This window comes from Microbacterium sp. SW12 (assembly GCF_055391095.1).
The window spans coordinates 954,041-975,148 of record NZ_AP024335.1 but is presented as its reverse complement, the minus strand read 5'-3'; the positions used below and the strand labels follow the sequence as shown (position 1 = coordinate 975,148).

The window sequence follows — 21,108 nt, the reverse complement described above, 5'->3', positions numbered from 1 at the left end:
GCAGATACGCTCGCCTCATGGCCCCCGGCAGCGTGAAAAATACCGCGCGCGATGCGCAATCTCATCCCGCCGTTCGAGCGCTCGCCAGAGGCGGATACGTCGCGATGGGCCTGGTGCATCTGCTCCTGAGTACCCTCGTGATCACTGTCGCGCTGGGAGGATCGAGCGAGCAGACCAGCCAGAGCGGGGCGTTCACCGCACTTGCCGAGGCGCCGTTCGGCATCATCCTCGTCTGGGTGATTGCCGCGCTGCTTGCCGTGCTCGGCGCCTATCAGCTCGCGGACGGCCTTGTCGTACGCGGCTCTGATGAGCCCGACAGGTGGCGGCGCAGAATAGCCTCCTGGGGCCGCGGGGTCGTCTACCTGATCCTTGCGGTGCTGGCGGCAGCAATTGCACTGGGCGCGCGGCCCAACAGTGAACAGAGCGCGGAGGATGCCAGCGAGGGCGTGCTCTCGCTGTTCGCGGGACCGATCGTGCTTGGCATCCTGGGGATCGGCATCCTCATCGCCGGCGTTGCTTACGCCGGTGTCGGCGTGACCCGCGGCTTCCAGAAGAAGATGTCATACCCGGGCGGGGGGCTCGGGATGACGGTGACAGTGCTCGGAATCGTGGGATACGTCGCAAAGGGCCTCGCGCTTGCCGTCGTGGGCATCCTGGTCGTGATCGCGGCGGTCACCACCGACCCAGACGCCGCCGGAGGATTGGACGAAGCGATCCACTCCCTGCTCGCGCTACCGGCCGGCCCGGCACTCGTCATCGGCGTCGGCACAGGCTTCGCCGCATACGGGCTCTTCTGTTTCTTCCGCGCCCGATATGCAGACCTGTGACCCGTGTCAATCCCCTCGCGCGCGCGAGGGGATGACCCACATCCTGCCGACATGACGGAATTGACAGGAACCGAAGCCCGCACCCGCGCCAAGGAACTCGTCGAAGACATCGACATCACGATGCTCACGACGCGCGATGACGGCGGCAATCTGGTGAGCCGCCCGATGAGCACACGCCGGATGGACGAGAACGGAGACATCTGGTTCTTCACGGCCGAGCACACCAAGAAGGTCGACGAGGCCGAAGCAGATGACGAGGTCGGACTGTCCTACTGCGACCCGAAGGGCATGCGCTACGTCTCGGTCGCCGGTCACGCCCGCGTCGTCCACGACGATGCACTCATGCAAGAGCTGTACTCGCCGTCGCTGGAGGTGTGGTTCGAGGACGGGCTCGATACGCCCGGGATCACCCTCCTGCGGGTGAGCCCGGTCGAAGTGGAGTTCTGGGAACCCGGACAGAACCGGTTGGCGCAGGCCGCCGGGATGCTGAAGGCGCTGGTGACCCGCGACACACCGGACGACGACATCGTCCGGCACGCGAAGATCGCCTACTGATACCTCACGGCGCGAGGCGAGCGATGGCGTCGTCAAGCGTCATCGTCTCGCGCTCGCCGGTGCGGCGATCCCAGAGCTCGACCTCACCGGCCGCCGCTCCCCGTCCGACCACGAGGATGCGTGGCACGCCGACAAGCTCTGCGTCGCCGAACTTCACCCCCGGAGAAACCTTGGGCCGGTCATCGTAAACGACCTCGAGACCGGCCGCCTCAAGTCGCGCGCTTGCCTGTTCCGCAAGGTCGAACGCGACGGCGTCCTTGCCCGTGGCGACGACATGCACATCGAAGGGTGCCACGGCAGTCGGCCAGATGAGACCCTTCTCGTCGTTGCTCAGCTCAGCGATGATCGCAAGGATCCGCGTGACGCCGATGCCGTAGGAGCCCATCGTCACCGTCACGAGCTTGCCGTTCTCATCCAGAACCTTCAGGCCAAGCGTCTCGGCGAAGAAGCGGCCGAGTTGGAAGACGTGACCGATCTCCATTCCACGCGCCAGTTCGACGGGTCCCGAGCCATCCGGTGCCGGGTCGCCGGGCAGAACGTTCGCTACCTCGACGAAACCGTCGCCGCTGAAGTCCCGTCCCGCCACGAGTGAGTGGACATGCTTCTGGTCGATGTTCGCGCCAGTGACCCACGACGTACCCTCCACGACACGCGGGTCGAGGAGATACCGGATGCCGGTCGCCGACTCTTCGCCGAGAATCGCCCCCGTCGGTGACCAGGGACCGATGTAGCCCTTCACGAGCAACGGGCTGTTCTCAAAATCGTCAGCCGTCGCCGCCTCGACGGCGGCGGGCGCGAAGGCCACCTCGGCGCGCTTGTCGTCGATATCGCGGTCTCCAGGGATACCGACCACGACGATCTCGCGGGTGCCGTCGAGGTGGGTCAGCGCGAGCACCACGTTCTTCAGCGTGTGAGCTGCCGTCCACGTCGTGTCGCCATCCGTGGCGGGACCGGCGATGCCGGGAGCCGGGGCAGCCTCGTTCGCGTTGAGGTGGTCTACCAGCGTGGCAATCGTCGGGGTGTCGGGCGAGTCGAAGATCACCGGGTCCGGAAGGCCATCGAACGGCAGGGGTGCAGGAACGACCGTGGTGAAGGCCTCGACATTGGCGGCGTATCCCCCGGCGCTGCGAACGAAGGTGTCTTCCCCGACGGGGGTCGGATGCAGGAACTCCTCACTGCGAGCGCCGCCCATCAGCCCGTTGTCGGCGTTGACGATGACGTACTCGAGCCCGAGCCGCTGGAAGATTCGCTCGTACGCGTCACGCTGGGCCTGGTACGACGCATCGAGCCCGGCATCCGTGTAGTCGAAGGAGTAGGCATCCTTCATCGTGAACTCACGCCCGCGCAGCAGCCCCGCGCGCGGCCGAGCCTCGTCGCGGTATTTGTCCTGGATCTGGTAGATCGCCAGCGGCAGATCCTTGTACGAGGAGTAGAGGTCCTTCACCAGGAGCGTGAACATCTCCTCGTGGGTCGGCGCGAGCAGATAGTCGGCGCCCTTGCGATCCTGGAGGCGGAAGATACCGTCGCCGTAAGACTCCCAGCGCCCCGACGCTTCGTAGGGCTCCCGGGGCAACAGCGCCGGGAAGTGCACTTCGTAGGCTCCCGCGGCAGCCATCTCGTCGCGGATGATCTGCTCGAGCTTCGCCTTGACCCGCAGGCCCAGTGGCAGCCACGCGAAGATGCCGGGTGCCTGACGCCGGATGTAGCCGGCGCGCACCAGGAGTTTGTGGCTGGTGACCTCGGCGTCGGCGGGGTCTTCGCGAAGCGTGCGGAGGAAGTAATGCGAGAGACGGGTGACCACGAGCGTCAAGTCTAGGCCGCGGCGGCGCACCGGTTCAGCGAACGGCGAGCCGAAGGCGTCCGGGCCTCACCCATCGGTGGGAGGCTGCTCGAGCAGGTCCGCCGTAGCGTGCTCGCGCCCGTCGGCACGCGCCCAGCGGAGTTCGGCCTGGCCCTGGTCCAGCCGCGCCCGCAGCTCGGACCATCCGGATGCCGACTCCCACCGCATGTGCAACCATCCGTCGTCATCGAGCCGCGACTGGAAGGCCCCGTCGAGCCCCGGGGCGCCAGCGCGGAATCGGCACAGCTCCAACAGAGCGGCAACGACAGGCCGCTCGAGGTCGCGCGTCACGTCGGCGTCGCTGTAGATGTGGCGGTTGATGTCGCGCCCGACCCCGGTGCGCCCGAGCAGATCCATGTCATTGGTTCCAGCGAGAGCCCCGACGTAATAGATCTGGTGGATGCCGGGCAAGAACAGCTGCACTGCACGTGCTGCCAGGTACGCCCGATCATCGCGGCGCAGGGCGTCGTAAAAAGTGCTGTTGACCTGATAGATGTCGAGGTTCGAAGCCGCCGCGCCCGTTGCCGCCCGGCTTTGCCCGCCCGTGGCGTCGTGGATCGCTTCGACCAACGCGTCGAGCTGGGTGGCATCCAGAAGCCCGGGCTCCCCCGTCGCCGCGTCGGGCCCCACGTCCACGATGCCGATGCCGTCGTGAGTGTCCAGCACGGTCACGGCGTTCTCGGGCCGCTCAGCGATCCAGCGCGCCAGCGGCGCGTGATCTCCTGTCGCGGCAGCGAACAGCACCAGGGGCGGAAGCGCGAAGTCGTACACACGGTCGACGCGCTGGGCGATCTCGATCTGGCGACGGTAGAACGAGTGAACCTCGACGAGGACCTCGAGCCCGCGCTCGTGCGCCAGCACGGTCAGCTCATCGATGAAAGCAAAGGTCTCAGGCGTCATGAACGACGAGCTGCCCGGCGTCTTCACCGCATAACCGACAGCGTCCAGGCGAATCATCCGTGTGCCAGCATCGCGCAGGGCATCCAGGATCGAAAGGAGGTACGCGGACCCCGCAGCACTGCGCACATCGATGTCGACCTGTGCCGCGGTGAAGGTGGTCCACACCAGCCGGGTCGACTCGCCCCACGGATACGGAGTGAACGGGAGCCCGGGACGGGGCCGATAGATCCGCAGCAGATCGGCTTCTGTCGCACCGTCCGGGAAGACAGTTCCCATCGTCAGGAACATCTCCGCGTAGCGCGACTGGTCCCCGTTCTGGATGACGTCGCGGAACTGCGGCGAGCGGGCAGACACGTGATTGACGATGACATCCACCATGACATCGAGGTCGTCAGAGAGGGCGCGGACATCGTCCCACGTGCCCAGCCGAGGGTCGACTGTCGTGTGATCGTCGGGGTCGAACCCGGCGTCGGCGCCGTCGAAGGGCGTGAAGAAAGGAAGGATGTGAACGCCGCCGAAGGCTCCAGCGAATCGGTCGCGTACTACTTCACCGAGCGCGGGAATCGTCCCTCCCAGGCGGTCGGCATAGGCGATGAGCTGGATCGGATGGGTCATGAGCAGCACTCCGGGGCGTCTGCGGCTCGGTCCTGACGACCTCCTCCGCGTTGCTAAATCGTGTCAGCATATTCTACCGGCATCCTCGACGTACCGTGAAGGCATGTCGACCGTGCTTCTGACCGGCTTCGAACCGTTCGCCGGTGATCAGACGAATCCGTCAGGCGACGCGGTAGTGCGATTGGGCGCCGCGTGGAACGGGCCGGCTCGACTGGTCACGGCAGTACTTCCCGTGGATTTCGCGCGCGCTGGCGCAGAGCTGATCGAGCTCGTCGCCACACACAGGCCCGATGTCGTCATTGCGACAGGCCTGGCCGGCGGTCGCGACGCCATCACGCCGGAGCGCATCGCCGTTAATCTGCGCGACGCCCGCATTCCCGACAACGCGGGGCATCAGCCCGTCGACACCGCCAGCATCCCCGGCGCGCCCCTCGCGTACGCATCCTCGCTCCCCGTCAAGGCGATCGCCACGGAGATCGCGGCCAGCGGCATCCCCGCCTCCGTGTCGCTATCGGCCGGCTCGTTCGTCTGCAACGACGTGTTCTTCACGCTCGCACACGTGAGCGTGAACACCCCGGGACTGCGGGCGGGCTTCATCCATGTGCCATGGGATGCCGAGAACGCACCACCCGGCGCGGCGTCGCTCCCCCAAGCCGACATCACGCGCGCGCTCGAGATCGCCGTGATCACGACGCTGACGTACACCCGCGATCTCGACGTCCCCGCCGGACACCTGGCCTGAACCCCGTCGGTCGGAGTTGACAGACACGCGTCGTTCCGTATGCAATATATTGCATGCCGGTCCCCTCGACAGCGGGCACCCACCGCCCCCTCCTCCGCGACGAGGTACAAGCACGGCTGCGCGCCGCCATCGTGGACGGCACCCTCGCGCCGGGCGAACAGGTGCGTGACGCCGACATTGCGCAGTGGCTGGGCGTGAGCCGCACACCTGTTCGCGAGGCGCTGCTCGAGCTCGCACACGCGGGACTCGTCCAGACGACACCGGGACGGGCGACAATCATCTCGCCGATCGAACGTCGGGCCACCAGTGAGGCTCGCGATGTCGTAGCGGCCATGCACCGTCTCGCTGCGATTGCAGCAGTGCCGCGACTCGACTCGAACACGATCGAGCGGATGCGTGCTGCGAATCGCCTGTTCGCCGCAGCGCTCCGGTGCGGTGACATCGACGGCGCCATCGCCGCCGACGAACTCTTTCACGGCATCCTGGTCGAAATCGCCGACAACGATGCAATACGAACGGTGCTGCGCCTGTATGAACCGGTCCTCCTGCGAGCAGAACGCGCACAATTCTCGTCGGAGCACGCCGAGCTCTCGACACTGCGCCACGACCAGCTGATCGCGCGCTGCGCCCTCGGCGACGCGCTGGGCGCTGCGGAGATCGCCGAGTCTATCTGGACCTACCTGCTTACCGAGGGCGATGCCAACGTCTCGGACCCCGCCACCGCCGACACCGGCACGAGCAACGAAACCGAGGATTCCCACGCATGAAGCTCCATGAGTTCCCCCGCTACCCGCTCACGTTCGGACCGAGCCCGGTCCACCACCTCGCTCGCCTGAGCAACCACCTCGGCGGCGCGCAGATCTGGGCCAAGCGCGAGGATGTCTCCAGCGGCCTGGCGTACGGCGGTAACAAGGTCCGCAAGCTCGAGTACATCGTCCCCGACGTCATCGCCTCGGGCGCAGACACCCTCGTGTCCATCGGCGGTTACCAGTCCAACCACACGCGACAGGTGGCAGCTGTTGCGGCCCACCTCGGTTTGAAGGCCCGGCTCGTGCAAGAGAAGTGGGTGCCGTGGGAGGACCCCACCAACGACAAAGTGGGCAACATCCTGCTCACCCGGATGATGGGAGCAGACTCGCGCCTCGACGACGCGGGGTTCGACATCGGCATCCGGGACTCGTGGAAGACGGCGCTGCAGGAAGTCGAGGATGCCGGCGGCGTGCCGTATCCGATCCCGGCGGGAGCGTCAGAGCACCCGCTGGGCGGACTGGGATTCGCCAACTGGGCCTTCGAGGTCGCCGAACAGGAGAAGCAGCTCGGGGTCTTCTTCGACACGATCATCGTCTGCACGGTGACCGGGTCCACCCACGCCGGCATGATCGCCGGCTTCGCAGCCTTGGAGGAGCTGACCGGAGTGCGCCGCCGGATCATCGGGATCGACGCATCGGCAACGATCGAGAAGACGCGGGAGCAGGTAGCGCGGATCGCGCGGAACACCGCCAGCCTCATCGAACTAGGTGTACCCGGCCATGAGGTTGGTCCCCTCGTTGGGATTGTGAATGGGGAGGACCTCCGGGCTTAGTGGAGATATCTGACGTCTTCACGAAGCACACGGAGGTCCCATGGCCCACGCTAACGCCCGTCTGACCGTTCATGGCAGGCGGTTAATCATTGAACGTGCCCGAGCCGGCTGGAAGCAGGCGCACATCGCCGCGGCGATGGGAGTCTCACGTCGTTGCGTGAAGCGCTGGATCGAGCGTTACCGCGCCGAGGGCGAGGCTGGGCTGGTCGACCGTTCCTCGCGTCCGTACACCAGCCCGACGCGTACGAGTCCCGGGCGCGAGGAGGCAGTGCTCGAGCTGCGCCAGAGGGAGCGCATCGGGCGTGAGGAGATCGCCGCGCGACTGGGCATGTCGGCTCGGACGGTCTCGCGCATCCTCGCCCGTCACGGCATCCCGCCGCTGCGGGCGCTGGATCCGATCACGGGGGAGGTGATCCGCGCGTCGAAGACCACCGCGGTCCGTTACGAGCGGGACCGGGCCGGCGAGCTGGTCCACATGGACGTGAAGAAGCTCGGCAAGATCCCCGACGGCGGCGGCTGGAAAGCACACGGCCGCGCCAGCGGATCCATCCTGCGAGACCGGAACACGAAGGTCGGGTACGACTATGTCCACTCACTCGTCGACGATCACTCCCGGCTCGCGTACTCGGAGGTCCTGCCCGACGAGAAGGGAGCCACCTGCGCGGCGTTCCTGGAACGCGCGATCGCCTACTTCGCCGCCCACGGCATCCCCCGCATCGAGCGGCTCATCACCGACAACGCCTGGGCCTACAGGTTCTCGCTGCGCGAGGTCTGCGCCGCGCACGGGATCCGGCAGAAGTTCATCAAGCCGCACTGCCCCTGGCAGAACGGCAAGGTCGAACGCTTCAACCGCACCCTGCAGACCGAATGGGCCTACCGGCACGTCTTCCTCACCAACACAGACCGCACCGCAGCGCTTGCACCCTGGCTCGAGCACTACAACACTGGACGGCGCCACTCAGCCCTCGGAGGCCACCCGCCGATCACCCGACTGGCACCAACGTGATGACCCGGTACAACTAGGCCGCGACCTCCGAGACGACGAGATCCAGGTGCTCGAAGGCTGGGCTGGTGACCTGTACGGCATCCCGGTCGACTCGACAATGGCCGCGATGGCGCTCGGCGCGCAGCTGGAGGCCATGATCACCGACCCCGTCTACGAAGGAAAGTCCCTGGCCGGGCTGATCGACCTGGTGCGCAGCCGCGACATTCCCCAAGACTCGACGGTGCTGTACGCCCACCTCGGCGGGCAGCCCGCGATCAACGCCTATTGGCGCCTATGGGACTGAGCGCGCGAGCGCAAGGGGATGGCATCGGACAGGCGCGTGTGGCAGGTTAGGCAGACGACAGGCCCTCCGACATCCGGAACCACGGGAGGAACAGATGACCGCCGCGGAACCGACGACAAATACCGTCTCCATCCCGATCCTGACACAGGAGCCGTTCCCCGATACACCCGGAAGCGCGGAGCCTGAATGGTTCAAGACGGCGGTCTTCTACGAGGTCTTGGTCCGATCCTTCAAAGACAGTGACGGCGACGGAACCGGCGACTTCCGGGGCCTCATCGACAAGCTGGACTACCTCGAGTGGCTCGGTGTCGACTGTCTGTGGCTTCCGCCCTTCTTTCCCTCCCCCCTGCGCGATGGGGGCTACGACGTTGCCGACTACACCGGCATCCAGCCGGGGCTCGGAACTACCGAAGACTTCCAGGCCTTTCTGAACGCCGCGCACGAGCGGGGCATGCGGGTCATCATCGACTTCGTCATGAACCACACCAGCGACGAGCATCCGTGGTTCCAAGAGAGCCGCCGCGATCCCGACGGGCCGTACGGCGACTTTTACGTGTGGAGCGACACCGACGAGCTCTACGAGGATGCCCGCATCATCTTCGTCGACACCGAGCCGAGCAACTGGACGTGGGATCCGGTGCGGCAGCAGTACTTCTGGCACCGCTTCTTCTCGCACCAGCCGGATCTGAACTTCGACAACCCGCGGGTCCACGACGCGGTGCTGGACGCGATGCGGTTCTGGCTCGACATGGGGCTCGATGGGTTCCGCCTCGATGCCGTCCCCTACCTCTACGAGCGCCCGGGCACCAACGGCGAGAACCTCCCCGAAACACACGACTTCCTGAAGAAGGTGCGCCGCATCGTCGACCGCGAGTATCCGGGACGCGTGCTCCTGGCCGAAGCCAACCAGTGGCCGGCGGATGTCGTCGACTACTTCGGGGATCCGGACGTCGGCGGCGACGAATGCCACATGTGCTTCCACTTCCCGGTCATGCCGCGCATCTTCATGGCGGTGCGTCGTGAGTCCCGTTATCCCATCAGCGACATCCTCGCGGAGACTCCCCCGATTCCGTCCGGATGCCAGTGGGGGATCTTCCTGCGCAACCACGACGAGCTGACCCTCGAAATGGTCACCGACGAAGACCGCGACTACATGTGGAACGAGTACGCGCAGGATCCGCGCATGAAGGCGAACATCGGCATCCGTCGCCGCCTCGCACCACTGCTGGACAACGACATCGATCGCATCGAACTGTTCACCGCGCTGCTTCTCTCCTTGCCCGGCGCGCCGGTGCTGTACTACGGCGACGAGATCGGCATGGGCGATAACATCTGGCTCGGTGACCGCGACGGCGTGCGCACACCCATGCAATGGACCTCGGACCGCAACGCCGGGTTCTCCACCGCCAACCCGGGCAAGCTTGCCCTGCCCATCGTGCAGGACCCGGTGCACGGATACCTCGCTGTGAACGTGGAAGCGCAGCAGGAGAACCGCTCCTCGCTGCTCCAGTGGACGCGTCAGATGATCCAGGCTCGCAAGCGCCACCCGGCGTTCGGACTCGGGAGCTTCAACGACCTGGGCGGGTCGAATCCGTCAGTGCTTTCCTACACGCGCGAGCACACCAACGACGACGGCACCGTGGACGTCATCATCTGCGTCAACAACCTGTCGCAGTTCCCCCAGCCGGTCGAACTCGACCTCCGTCGCTTCGAGGGGCTCGTGCCGGTCGAGCTCGTCGGCGGCGTTCCCTTCCCCCGGATCGGTGAGCTGCCCTACCTGCTCACCCTCGGCGGTCACGGGTTCTTCTGGTTTCAACTGCACTCAACGGCCGACGATGCAGAGGAGGTGGGGCTGCTGTGACCGCGCCCGACGCCGCTCTCCTGGAGAGCTATTTGATACGCACCCGCTGGTTCGGCGGCAAGGGGCGGCCATTCGAGGTCGAACAGGTACGCAGCATCGCGGACGTGCCTGCTCGGCAGGGGCGGCCGTCTCTGACCGTTTACCTCCTCACGGTGACCTATCGCGATCAGGATGCCGACAGCGAGCTGTATCAGGTGCCGCTGAGCGGCTACCCCGACGTTGAAGAGCGAATCAGCCATGCCTACCTCGGGGGCATCGACACGGATGCCGGCCACATCCACCTCTACGACGCGGTGCACGACCGCGAGGCGATGCGCATCTGGCTGGACGGGTTCATCGCGGCGGAGGCCACGGGAACCGCGCAGGTCGATCGGCTGCGCTTCCACCGTGTCGCAGGCGGCGAACCCCTGGACGACTCGCTCGTCTCGTCACCGATGACCGGTGAGCAGTCGAACTCGTCGGCGCGGTTCGATGACACCGCGATCATGAAGCTGTTCCGCAAGGTGAGCCCCGGAACGAACCCCGACATCGAGATCCATGAGGAACTCACACGCGGCGGCTCCGAACACATCGCACAGTTGTACGGCTGGGTGGAGGTCGAGGTCGAGGGGCAGCTGCTGCAGACGGCGATGCTGCAAGAGTTCCTGGCGACTGCGACCGACGGATTCGAGCTGGCCGTCGCCAGCGTTCGCGCGCTCCTCGCAGATCCCGAGCAGCGTGCGGAGGACTCCGGAGGTGACTTCGCCGGCGAGGCCGCGCGTCTGGGTGCGGCCCTCGCGCAGGTCCATGCCCTGATGCGGTCGCGCTTTCCCGCCGAGCGCCGCGGTGCCGGCACCACGGCGGAGCTCGCCGACGCGATGCGGGGTCGCCTCGACCACGCGCGCCGGTCGGTCCCCGGGCTTGAGGCCAGCGTCCCGCAACTGCACGCCCTCTATGACGCTGTCGCCGCACTTGACACCCTCGAGGTTCAGCGCGTGCATGGCGACCTGCACCTCGGCCAGACTCTGCGTACCTCGCACGGATGGCGCATCGTCGACTTCGAGGGTGAACCGGGCCGGCCGTTCGAGCAGCGCTCTCTTCCGGATTCGCCGTGGCGGGATGTTGCCGGAATGCTGCGTTCGTTCGACTACGCGGCGGCGATGATCGAGGTGTCCTGGGCTTCGGACACCGATACCGATGAGGCGGGGGCTCTGCGAGCAGAGCGCGCGCGCGAGTGGTCAGCCCGCGCTCGCGAGCACTTCGTCGCGGCGTACGTCGCGGCTGCGGCATCCGATGACGGCAGCGACGGCGACACCGGCGCGGACCTCACCGGGCCTCACCGTGTGCTGCTGGACGCTTACGTCGCTGATAAGGCGGTGTACGAGGTCATGTACGAGATCCGCAACCGGCCCACGTGGGTTTCGATCCCGCTGGAGGCGCTCGAACGCGTTGCGAGGTCCTAGACTCCCGGACCCAGGCGCGTGGGAGTCCGGGGCTTCTCAGCTCGTGACGACCTGCGCAGTACCGAGGGGGCGTCGGGGCCCATCTCGTCGGCGAGCCGGTTGGCCTCTGCAATGAGAGTGGCGACGATCTCGGACTCGGGAACCGTCTTGATGACCTCGCCCTTGACGAAGATCTGACCCTTGCCGTTGCCGGAGGCAACGCCCAGGTCGGCATCCCGGGCTTCGCCCGGTCCGTTCACGACGCACCCCATGACAGCCACGCGCAGCGGCACCGTCATGTCTTTGAGTCCCTCGGTGACGTTGTCGGCCAGGGAATACACGTCGACCTGGGCTCGCCCGCATGAGGGGCACGACACGATCTCGAGCTTTCGCTCACGCAAGTTCAGCGACTGCAGAATCTGGTGCCCGACCTTCACCTCTTCGGCGGGCGGCGCAGACAGCGAAACGCGGATGGTGTCGCCGATCCCCTCACCCAGCAGGATGCCGAAGGCGGTAGCGGATTTGATGGTGCCCTGGAAGGCGGGACCGGCCTCGGTCACCCCGAGGTGCAACGGCCAGTCGCCCCGTTCGGCGAGCAACCGGTAGGCCTTGACCATCACAACGGGATCGTTGTGTTTGACCGAAATCTTGAAGTCGTGGAAGTCGTGTTCTTCGAACAGCGAGGCCTCCCACACCGCGCTCTCCATGAGCGCCTCGGGAGTCGCCTTGCCGTACTTCTCCAGCAGGCGCCGGTCGAGCGACCCGGCATTGACACCGATCCGCAGCGACACCCCAGCCGCTTGCGCGGCCTTCGCGATCGCCCCGACCTGGTCGTCGAACTTGCGGATGTTGCCGGGATTGACGCGAACCGCCGCGCAACCGGCGTCGATGGCTTGGAAGACGTACTTCGGCTGGAAGTGGATGTCGGCGATCACCGGGATCTGGCTCTTTGCCGCAATGATGTGCAGCACGTCAGCGTCATCCTGCGACGGCACTGCCACGCGCACGATCTCGCATCCGGATGCCGTGAGCTCGGCGATCTGCTGCAGCGTGGCGTTGATGTTGGTCGTCGGCGTCGTCGTCATCGATTGGACGCTGACGGGCGCATCTCCGCCGACAAGGACCTTACCCACCTTGATCTGGCGGCTCTTGCGGCGCGGAGCGAGGGTTTCGGGGACCTTCGGCATTCCGATGTTCACAGCTGGCACGGGACCAGCCTACGCATTCCGGCTGGGTGGCAGGCCGAGGTCGCCGAGGTGGGTCGGCGCTACTGCAGTCGGCGCATCTCGTCCTGGATCTTGCTCTCGGCGAGCGCGCCGCGGGTCGGACCGTACGCGTTGAAGCCCGCGAAGGCAACCCCGATCGCGATTCCAGCGATCGGCCAGGCGGGCCAGAAGTACCCCATCCCCGTCAGCGCCCAAATGAGAACAAAAAAGATGGAGAGCACCACCCATGTCGCCAGGGTGTACCAGAACCCCTGCTTTGCGCGAAGACTTGCGACCGCGCGCTGGCGGAGCTCGTCGGAACCACTACCCTGCGGATCTGTCATGTCTCGAATGTATTGCGAGCTGGCACCCGAGCGCCAGAGACTCGGCGCAGCGCAGCAGCGCTGTGGTAGTTTCGGCGCATGTTCGCGAGCACCCCATGGTGGCCCACCGTCTGAGGCGGTGTGCTCGTTGATCCTGAGACCGCCCCCGGGGCGGTCTTCTTTGTGAGGGTGGCCGCCCCACGACGAAAGACCGATCCATGACCGGGACTCCCCTTCCCTCCCTCGCCGGACTCGCCACCAGCGACATGCCGTTCGCGATCCTCGCCCGTGACTCCGCAACCGTCGAGGTGCTCACCGGCGAGGTTATCGACGTGGAGCTGCTGCGCGACATCCCGCTCCTGGCAGCCGACGGCACGCCGCGAGAGGTTCTCGCGCTCGTTCCGTTCCGACAGGTGAGAGAGCGCGGATTCGCGTGCCACGATGACGGCGCACCGTTGCGGTGTCTTGTCATCACGGAGCGCGCCACGTATCCGCGAGACGAAGCGCTGGCCGTCCTTCCCCACGACGTCATCCCGCTGCGGGACGCCGGGTTCGACATCGACGACGAGGCGTACGCCGACATCGTGCGCCGGGTCATCGCCGATGAGATCGGGCGCGGCGAAGGCGCCAACTTCGTCATCCGTCGCGATTTCACGGCAGATGTCGATGCTGACCCGCGGGTCGCGGCCCTCGCCTGGTTCCGGGCCCTCCTGGAGCACGAGCGCGGCGCCTACTGGACTTTCGCGGTGGTGACCGACGGCCACGTGGCGGTCGGAGCGAGTCCCGAGGCTCACGTGAGCGCCGAGGCAGGCATCGTCACGATGAATCCGATATCGGGGACATTCCGCCACCCCGAGGGTGGAGCCACCGTCGACAACCTCAGCGAGTTCCTGCGCTCCACGAAAGAGACCGAAGAGCTGTTCATGGTCGTCGACGAAGAGCTCAAGATGATGAGCGCCGTGTGCACGGACGGCGGACGCATCACCGGCCCGCACCTGAAAGAGATGTCCCGTCTCACGCACACCGAGTACATGCTGCGGGGCTCGAGCAAGCTGGACCCGCGCGACATCCTGCGCGAGACGATGTTCGCACCCACGGTCACCGGCTCCCCCATGCAGAACGCGTGCACGGTCATCACCCGTCACGAGACGACACCCCGCGGCTACTACTCGGGCGTCGCCGCATTGTTCACGCCACGCACGGACGCCGCCCCCGGCCAGGGAACTGACGCTGTCACCCACGACCTCGACGCCCCGATCCTGATCCGCACCGCCTATATCGAGAACGGACGCCTGCGGGTGCCTGTCGGCGCCACGCTGGTGCGCCACTCCGACCCCTACGGCGAGGTCAGCGAAACACATGGCAAGGCTGCGGGCGTGTTGGGCGCGATCGGCGCGATCCCGCGCGAAGTCCGGCCCGCTGTTGTGATTCTCGACGAGGATGCCCCCGCCGCTGCCCCTGCCCGGTTGGCTGACGACCCGACGATCGCCGCACTCCTGGAGTCCCGGAATGCCCGGCTCGCGCCGTTCTGGCTGAACCCGCAGGAACAGGCAGGCGCCGGACCGTTCGCGGGGCGGCGCGCGCTGGTCATCGATGCCGAAGACCGCTTCACGACGATGCTCGCGCACCAGTTGAGCCACCTCGGCCTCGACGTCTCGATTGTGCCATGGGATGCCGTTACCGATGACGACATCGGCGCGGCGGAGCTGCTGGTCTCGGGCCCCGGCCCCGGCGACCCGCTGGATCCCTCGTCGGCCCGCATGGCCCGGCTGCGAGAGATCATCGCGCGGCGCCGCGCGGCATCGGCACCGCTGCTGACGGTGTGTCTGAGCCATCAGATCCTCGCCAGCGAGCTCGGCATCGACCTCGCTCCGCTCGCGCAACCCCACCAGGGCCTGCAGCTGACCGTCGATGTCTTCGGGCAGCCCGCTTCGATCGGCTTCTACAACACGTTCACGGCGCGCTGCGCTTCGGGAACGACGATTGCCGGTGTGGAGATCGCAGCGGATCCGGCAACGGGCGACGTCTACGCCCTTCGGGGCACCGGATTCGCCTCGGTGCAGGGCCACCTCGAATCGATCCTCTCGCGCGACGGCATGTCGACCCTGCATCAGCTCATCGAGTGGGCCCTCGCCCCGGAGTGATCCCCGCGGCGCGTCGGCCGCGCGACTCGCTCAGCCGAAGAGCGGGATGGGGTTCACGAGGTCGGCGATGATCAGGACCGCGGTCATCGCGATCAGGGCTATCACCACGACGAACGTCAGGGGCACGAGTCTGGTCGCGTCGATCGGGGCCGGTTCAGCACGCCCGCGAATCCGCGCCCACCAGTTGCGGATGCCGCCCCACAGCGCCACGACGATGTGACCACCATCCAGGGGGAGAAGTGGCAAGAGGTTGAACACGAACAGCGCGATGTTCAGCGACGCCAGCAGCGACAGGATCACGGCGATGCGATTGACGACCGGGGCGTCGGTTGCCGCGACCTCTCCCGCGATCGCCCCGGCGCCGACGATACTGAGCGGCCCGTTCGGATCGCGCTCGGCACCGGTCACCAGCGTCGCCGCCGTTTCGTAGACCTTGACAGGAAGTTGCACGATGATCCCGGCAACGGTTCCGACATTGTCGACCGCAGCGATGGGGCCTGACCAGATCGGCTGACGCACGTAGTCAAGAGTCCCGGTGACGCCGATGACCCCGACCTGGTTCTCGACACGCTGCCCGTCCTGATCGACGACCTGACGGGTCACGGTGTCGGGTGTCACCGACAGAGTGAGACGCTGGCCGTCGCGGTCGACCACGATCGGTACGCTCTGGCCCGGAGCTGCCTGGATGAGGGCAGCTGCCGTGGCGAAATCAGAGACCTCCTGACCACCCACCGACACGATGACATCGCCGGGTTGGATGCCTGCTGCCGCCGCCGGTGACGGCGGATCGCCGGCCTGACATTCCTGGCCAGCCTCGGCGGGGACGCAGGCGCTCACCGACGCGACGGTGTTCGTCACGGTCTGCACACCGATGCCGCTGAGCACAAGCGTCATCAGAACGACCGCGAAAACCAGGTTCATGAGCGGACCACCGAGCATGATGATCACGCGCTTGTAGACCGGCAGCCGATAGAAGACGCGGTCGTCGCCGGCGCCGTCGAGTGTTTCGTCGTTCGCCGCGCGGGCATCCTGCACCATCGTCGCGAAAAAGCCGCCCCCGGCACGTCCCGAGACTGTTCCGCCGTCTGCAGCGCGCGCAGCCGGCGACGGGGGGTACATACCGGCCATGGAGATGTAGCCGCCGAGCGGTATCGCCTTCACGCCGTACTCGGTCTCGCCGCGTCGACGGGACCACAGCGTGGGTCCGAAACCGACCATGTACTGGCCGACGCGCACCCCGAATCGCTTCGCGGGGACGAGGTGGCCGATCTCGTGCAGCGCGATCGAGACCGCCAGGCCCACCACGAGCACGACGACACCGACGATGAAGGCGACCACATCCACGCCGCCACGCTATCGGCTCTGCCTTTGAGTCAGCCCAGTGCGCGGGTGAGAAGATGGAGGCGCCATGACGACAGATCCCGCGAACCTGCCGCCCGTGCTCCGGCCGCAGAACCCGCCCGCGCACCGCCTCGCGGACCTCGCGGCACACCTCGGAGCACCGATCGAGCAGCGCGGCGCCGGCGGCGATCAGGATGCGGACACCGACGCCTCGGCATCCGTCACCGGTCTCACCCTCGCGACCGCAGACCTTCGCCCCGGCGACCTGTTCGTCGCCGTCCAGGGCGGGACGCGCCACGGTGCGGAGTTCGCGACCGATGCCGCGGCACGAGGAGCCGTCGCTGTCGTCACGGATGCCGCGGGTCGCGAGCGTGCCCTGGCCAGCGGCCTGCCGACGATCGTTGTCCCCGACCCCCGCGGGAGCCTCGGCGCCCTGTCGGCGTGGGTCTATGCGACCGGGCCGAACGACACGCTTCCGATCCTGTTCGGCACGACCGGCACGAACGGCAAGACGAGCGTGTCCCACCTGCTCGAGGGCATCCTGACGCAGCTCGGCGTCACCGCCGGACTCTCATCAACCGCCGAACGCCACATCGCCGGCGATGTCATCGTGTCCCGCCTCACCACTCCCGAGGCCTACGAGATGCATGCCCTGCTCGCCCTCATGCGCGAGCGCGGCGTCGAGGCAGTCGCCATCGAGGTCAGCGCCCAGGCCCTGAGCCGCCAACGTGTGGACGGGATCGTGTTCGACGTTGCGGGCTTCACCAATCTCTCGCACGATCACCTCGACGACTACGCCGATATGGCTGAGTACTTTCAGGCCAAGCTCCCGCTCTTTCGCCCCGACCGCTCGCGCCGAGCCGTGATCTGCCTCGACTCGGCCTCCGGCGCCGACGTCGTCGCTGCCTGCGAGGTGCCCTACGTCACGATCGGAACCCCCGCGATCGCCGCCGCCCCGGATGCGGCAGCAGCAGCTGACTGGACTGTCGAGATCCTCGACGAACTGCCCGACGGCACACGTTTCCGCCTGTCGGGTCCCGGAGGTCGCTCGCTGTCCACGACGGTGCCGGTGATCGGGCGCCACATGGCCGCCAACGCAGCCCAGGCGATCGTCATGATCTTCGAGGCTGGCTACGACTGGGAACGCATCACGCGGGCCCTCGACAATGACGTCATCCGCGCGTACTTGCCCGGTCGAACCGAGCTCGTCTCTGGCCCCACTGGTCCCGCGATCTACGTCGATTTCGGCCACTCCCCCGATGCCTTCGAGAAGACGCTCGCCGCGGTCCGCCGCGTCACGCCGGGGCGCGTGCTCATGCTCTTCGGCGCCGATGGTGACCGTGACAAGAGCAAACGCCACGACATGGGCCGCACCGCGGTCGAGGGCAGCGACATCCTGGTCATCACCGACCACCACCCGAGATTCGAGGACCCGGATTCGATTCGGGCGACCTTGCTGGAGGGTGCACGGCGAGCGCGTCCGGATGCCGAGATCTACGAGTACTCGCCGCCCGAGCGGGCGATCGTCGAGGCTGTCGCGCTCGTCGGCGACGGCGACGCGATCCTCTGGGCAGGGCCGGGCCATCAGGACTACCGCGACATCCGGGGCGTCCGCACGCCATACTCGGCGCGCGAGCTGTCGCGCCGCGCGCTGCGCGAGGCCGGCTGGCCGGTGCCCGAGCCACGCTGGCCCGTTCCCTACCCCGACTGACCCCGCTTCGCCCGACTCGAGAGGACCGTCCCGTGGGTTTCTTCGCCTTCGCCATTCTCGGCATCCTGACGGGCATCATCGCCCGCATCATCCTTCCCGGCAAACAGGTCGGCGGCTGGTTCGTCGCGATCTTGCTGGGCCTGCTCGGCGCGATGGTCGGCGGGTGGATCGCCGGGCTGTTCGGACTGGATGTCTACACGACGTTCTGGAACTTCTCGGGCTGGGTGTTCGCGCTGATCGGCTCGATCGTGGTGCTCCTGCTGTTCGGTCTGATCTTCGGGCGCAAGCGCAGCTGACCACTTGTGGTCTGACCACAAACATGTGTGTGGTCAGACCACATGGATGTAGGGATTCGTGCATCTTTCCGACGGGGTTCCTTCGCGGGTCTAGCGTCGGTGTCAGAAGCACTCCCGCGGCGGCGTAATCCGTCGCCGAGACGAGTGACCCACACTTCGACACCCACGAAGGAGATGCGTCACCATGAGCACCGTAACCCCCACCCCCGTCGACCAGGCAGACGCGATCCCCGCAGCCTGGGACGGATTCGTCGCCGGCCCCTGGCAGGACGCCATCGACGTCCGCGACTTCATCCAGCGCAACTACACGCCCTACAGCGGTGACGCCTCGTTCCTGGCTGGGGCAACCGAACGGACGCAGCGAGTCTGGCAGACACTGACCGCGATGTTCCCCGCAGAGCGTGAGCGCGGTGTGTACGACGTCGACGCCACGACGCCCTCGACGATCACCTCGCACGCACCGGGCTATATCGCTCGTGACGACGAACTGATCGTCGGCCTGCAGACCGACGCCCCGCTCAAGCGGGCCATCATGCCCAACGGTGGATGGCGGATGGTCAAGGGTGCCCTGGAGACCTACGGCTACGACGTGCCGGCGGATCTGGAGAAGATCTTCACGACCTACCGCAAGACCCACAACGACGGCGTGTTCGACGTCTACCCGCCCGCCGTCCGCCGGGCACGCAGCAGCCACCTCATCACGGGGCTTCCGGATGCCTATGGCCGCGGCCGCATCATCGGCGACTACCGCCGGGTCGCACTGTATGGAACGGACGCCTTGATCGACGCGAAGAAGGCTGAACACGCCGAGCTCGACATGCACTTCTCGACCGAGGACATCATCCGGAGCCGCGAAGAGAACGCCGAGCAGATCCGCGCGCTGCAGGAGCTGACCCGGATGGCAGCAACCTACGGTTACGACATCGCGCGTCCCGCCGCGAACGCCCGCGAAGCGCTGCAGTGGCTCTACTTCGCCTACCTCGGCGCGGTGAAGGAGCAAAACGGCGCAGCGATGAGCTTCGGCCGCAACACCGGGTTCCTGGACGTCTACATCCAGCGCGACCTGGAGGCCGGCATCCTCGACGAAACGGGAGCGCAGGAACTCATCGACGACCTCGTCATCAAGCTTCGGATCGTGCGGTTCCTGCGCACGCCCGAGTACGACGCCCTGTTCTCTGGCGACCCGACATGGGTGACCGAGTCGCTGGGGGGCACGGGCGTTGACGGGCGAACCTTGGTCACCAAGACCGCGTTCCGTTTCCTGCAGACGCTGTACAACCTGGGCCCCGCACCCGAGCCCAACCTGACGGTGCTCTGGTCGGATGACCTCCCCCGCGGGTTCAAGGAGTTCTGCGCGAAGGTCTCGATCGACACGTCCTCCATCCAGTACGAGTCGGATGCCCTCATCCGGGGCCTGTGCGGAGACGATGCTGCCATCGCCTGCTGCGTCTCGCCCATGAGCGTCGGCAAGCAGATGCAGTTCTTCGGCGCCCGGGTGAACCTCGCCAAGACCCTGCTCTACGCCATCAACGGCGGCCGCGACGAGGTCACCGGCAAGCAAGTAGCTCCCGTCATGCCGGCAGTGGTCGGCGACGTGCTCGACTACGACGATGTGCGCGGCAAGTTCCGCACACTCATGGAGTGGCTTGCCGCAACCTACGTCGATGCGCTCAACTGCATCCACTACATGCACGACAAGTACGCGTACGAGCGGCTCGAGATGGCCCTGCACGACCGGGAGGTCCTGCGGACGATGGCCTGCGGCATCGCTGGGCTGTCGGTGGCGGCGGACTCCCTCTCGGCGATCAAGTACGCTCGGGTCTCCCCGGTTCGCGATGAGACCGGCCTGGTCACCGACTACATCGTGGAGGGCGAGTTCCCCACGTACGGCAACGACGACGACCGTGTCGATGACATTGCACGGGAGCTTGTGACCGAATTCATGGAGATGCTGCGCTCGCACCCGACCTACCGGGATGCCGTGCACACCCAGTCCGTGCTGACGATCACCTCGAACGTCGTCTACGGCAAGGCCACCGGCAACACCCCCGACGGGCGCCGCGCCGGAGCCCCCTTCGCCCCGGGCGCGAACCCGATGAACGGTCGAGACACGCACGGGATGCTGGCAGCTACCCTCTCCGTCGCCAAGATCCCCTTCGACCAGGCACAGGACGGCATCTCGCTGACCACGACCGTCGTCCCCGCGGGCCTCGGCCGGACCGCGGACGAGCGGGTCGCGAACCTCGTCGGGCTCCTGGATGCGCAGATGGCAGCTGGCGGCTACCACCTGAACGTCAACGTCCTCACGCGGGAAACGCTCGAAGACGCGATGGAGAACCCGGAGAACTACCCCCAGTTGACCATCCGGGTGTCGGGTTACGCCGTCAACTTCGTCCGACTGACCCGCGAGCAGCAGCTCGACGTGATCAGCCGCACCTTCCACGCGGGGGTGTGAC

16 protein-coding genes and 2 pseudogenes are annotated in these 21,108 nt (G+C 66.8%); 13 read left to right on the top strand and 5 right to left on the bottom strand.

From position 1 onward, the window contains the following. Positions 1-17 precede the first annotated feature (17 nt). Positions 18-827 carry a DUF1206 domain-containing protein gene (locus MICSW_RS04885; protein ID WP_292733250.1) on the top strand — a complete coding sequence of 270 codons (810 nt, stop codon included), beginning with the start codon at positions 18-20 and terminating at the stop codon, positions 825-827. A gap of 51 nt (positions 828-878) precedes the next feature. Next, entirely contained in the window at positions 879-1,382 is a 504-nt protein-coding gene (locus MICSW_RS04880) for a pyridoxamine 5'-phosphate oxidase family protein (protein ID WP_228177690.1), read from the top strand. A gap of 4 nt (positions 1,383-1,386) precedes the next feature. On the opposite strand, the gene MICSW_RS04875 is transcribed toward MICSW_RS04880, so the two are convergent. Both MICSW_RS04875 and gtfA read right to left on the bottom strand, forming a co-directional pair. Beyond that, positions 1,387-3,183, bottom strand: a complete 1,797-nt coding sequence (locus MICSW_RS04875) for a proline--tRNA ligase (protein WP_292733247.1) — start codon at positions 3,181-3,183, stop codon at positions 1,387-1,389. A gap of 66 nt (positions 3,184-3,249) precedes the next feature. After that, on the bottom strand, positions 3,250-4,737 hold the full coding sequence (gene gtfA / locus MICSW_RS04870) for a sucrose phosphorylase (protein ID WP_292733244.1): 1,488 nt from the start codon (positions 4,735-4,737) through the stop codon (positions 3,250-3,252). A gap of 103 nt (positions 4,738-4,840) precedes the next feature. Here gtfA and MICSW_RS04865 point away from each other — a divergent pair, with 103 nt between their 5' ends. The 7 genes and pseudogenes from MICSW_RS04865 (at position 4,841) to MICSW_RS04835 (ending at position 11,653) form a co-directional block, all read left to right on the top strand. Continuing rightward, entirely contained in the window at positions 4,841-5,479 is a 639-nt protein-coding gene (locus tag MICSW_RS04865) for a pyroglutamyl-peptidase I (RefSeq protein ID WP_292733241.1), read from the top strand. A 53-nt stretch (positions 5,480-5,532) separates the two neighbouring features. After that, positions 5,533-6,246: a GntR family transcriptional regulator gene (locus MICSW_RS04860; protein WP_292733238.1), complete on the top strand. Its 714-nt coding sequence runs from the start codon at positions 5,533-5,535 to the stop codon at positions 6,244-6,246. Continuing rightward, positions 6,243-7,061 (top strand): 1-aminocyclopropane-1-carboxylate deaminase, encoded by an 819-nt coding sequence (locus MICSW_RS04855; RefSeq protein ID WP_464497114.1) that lies wholly within the window; start codon positions 6,243-6,245, stop codon positions 7,059-7,061. Before MICSW_RS04860 ends, MICSW_RS04855 begins: the two co-directional genes overlap by 4 nt. Before the next feature lie 40 nt (positions 7,062-7,101). After that, complete coding sequence (locus MICSW_RS04850) at positions 7,102-8,067, top strand: IS481 family transposase (protein ID WP_464497110.1); 966 nt, start codon at positions 7,102-7,104, stop codon at positions 8,065-8,067. 7 nt (positions 8,068-8,074) lie between these two features. Further along, a pseudogene (locus MICSW_RS04845) lies at positions 8,075-8,350 on the top strand (1-aminocyclopropane-1-carboxylate deaminase); the annotation flags it as partial. A 94-nt stretch (positions 8,351-8,444) separates the two neighbouring features. Next, the gene (gene treS, locus MICSW_RS04840) at positions 8,445-10,211 is read left to right on the top strand and encodes a maltose alpha-D-glucosyltransferase (RefSeq protein ID WP_464497107.1); all 1,767 of its coding nucleotides are present in this window, start codon (positions 8,445-8,447) and stop codon (positions 10,209-10,211) included. Then, complete coding sequence (locus MICSW_RS04835) at positions 10,208-11,653, top strand: maltokinase N-terminal cap-like domain-containing protein (RefSeq protein WP_292728934.1); 1,446 nt, start codon at positions 10,208-10,210, stop codon at positions 11,651-11,653. The genes treS and MICSW_RS04835 overlap by 4 nt, the downstream gene beginning before the upstream one ends. Positions 11,654-11,689: 36 nt before the next feature. Here MICSW_RS04835 and ispG read toward each other — a convergent pair. Both ispG and MICSW_RS04825 read right to left on the bottom strand, forming a co-directional pair. Continuing rightward, positions 11,690-12,819 (bottom strand): annotated as a pseudogene (ispG, locus tag MICSW_RS04830) (flavodoxin-dependent (E)-4-hydroxy-3-methylbut-2-enyl-diphosphate synthase). Between the two features lie 80 nt (positions 12,820-12,899). Continuing rightward, positions 12,900-13,181, bottom strand: a complete 282-nt coding sequence (locus tag MICSW_RS04825) for a 2TM domain-containing protein (protein ID WP_228177682.1) — start codon at positions 13,179-13,181, stop codon at positions 12,900-12,902. Positions 13,182-13,378: 197 nt separating this feature from the next. Between MICSW_RS04825 and MICSW_RS04820 the strand changes: the two genes are divergently transcribed. Next, positions 13,379-15,304 (top strand): anthranilate synthase family protein, encoded by a 1,926-nt coding sequence (locus MICSW_RS04820; protein ID WP_464497103.1) that lies wholly within the window; start codon positions 13,379-13,381, stop codon positions 15,302-15,304. A gap of 30 nt (positions 15,305-15,334) precedes the next feature. Here MICSW_RS04820 and MICSW_RS04815 read toward each other — a convergent pair whose 3' ends face one another. Beyond that, entirely contained in the window at positions 15,335-16,648 is a 1,314-nt protein-coding gene (locus tag MICSW_RS04815; RefSeq protein WP_375237154.1) for a M50 family metallopeptidase, read from the bottom strand. Between the two features lie 64 nt (positions 16,649-16,712). Between MICSW_RS04815 and MICSW_RS04810 the strand changes: the two genes are divergently transcribed. The 3 genes from MICSW_RS04810 to pflB all read left to right on the top strand — a co-directional run bounded on the left by MICSW_RS04810 (position 16,713) and on the right by pflB (position 21,107). Next, entirely contained in the window at positions 16,713-18,356 is a 1,644-nt protein-coding gene (locus MICSW_RS04810; protein WP_375237153.1) for a Mur ligase family protein, read from the top strand. 32 nt (positions 18,357-18,388) lie between these two features. After that, positions 18,389-18,652: a GlsB/YeaQ/YmgE family stress response membrane protein gene (locus MICSW_RS04805; RefSeq protein ID WP_228177678.1), complete on the top strand. Its 264-nt coding sequence runs from the start codon at positions 18,389-18,391 to the stop codon at positions 18,650-18,652. Positions 18,653-18,836: 184 nt separating this feature from the next. Then, the gene (pflB, locus tag MICSW_RS04800; RefSeq protein ID WP_375237152.1) at positions 18,837-21,107 is read left to right on the top strand and encodes a formate C-acetyltransferase; all 2,271 of its coding nucleotides are present in this window, start codon (positions 18,837-18,839) and stop codon (positions 21,105-21,107) included. Position 21,108: the final 1 nt, after the last annotated feature.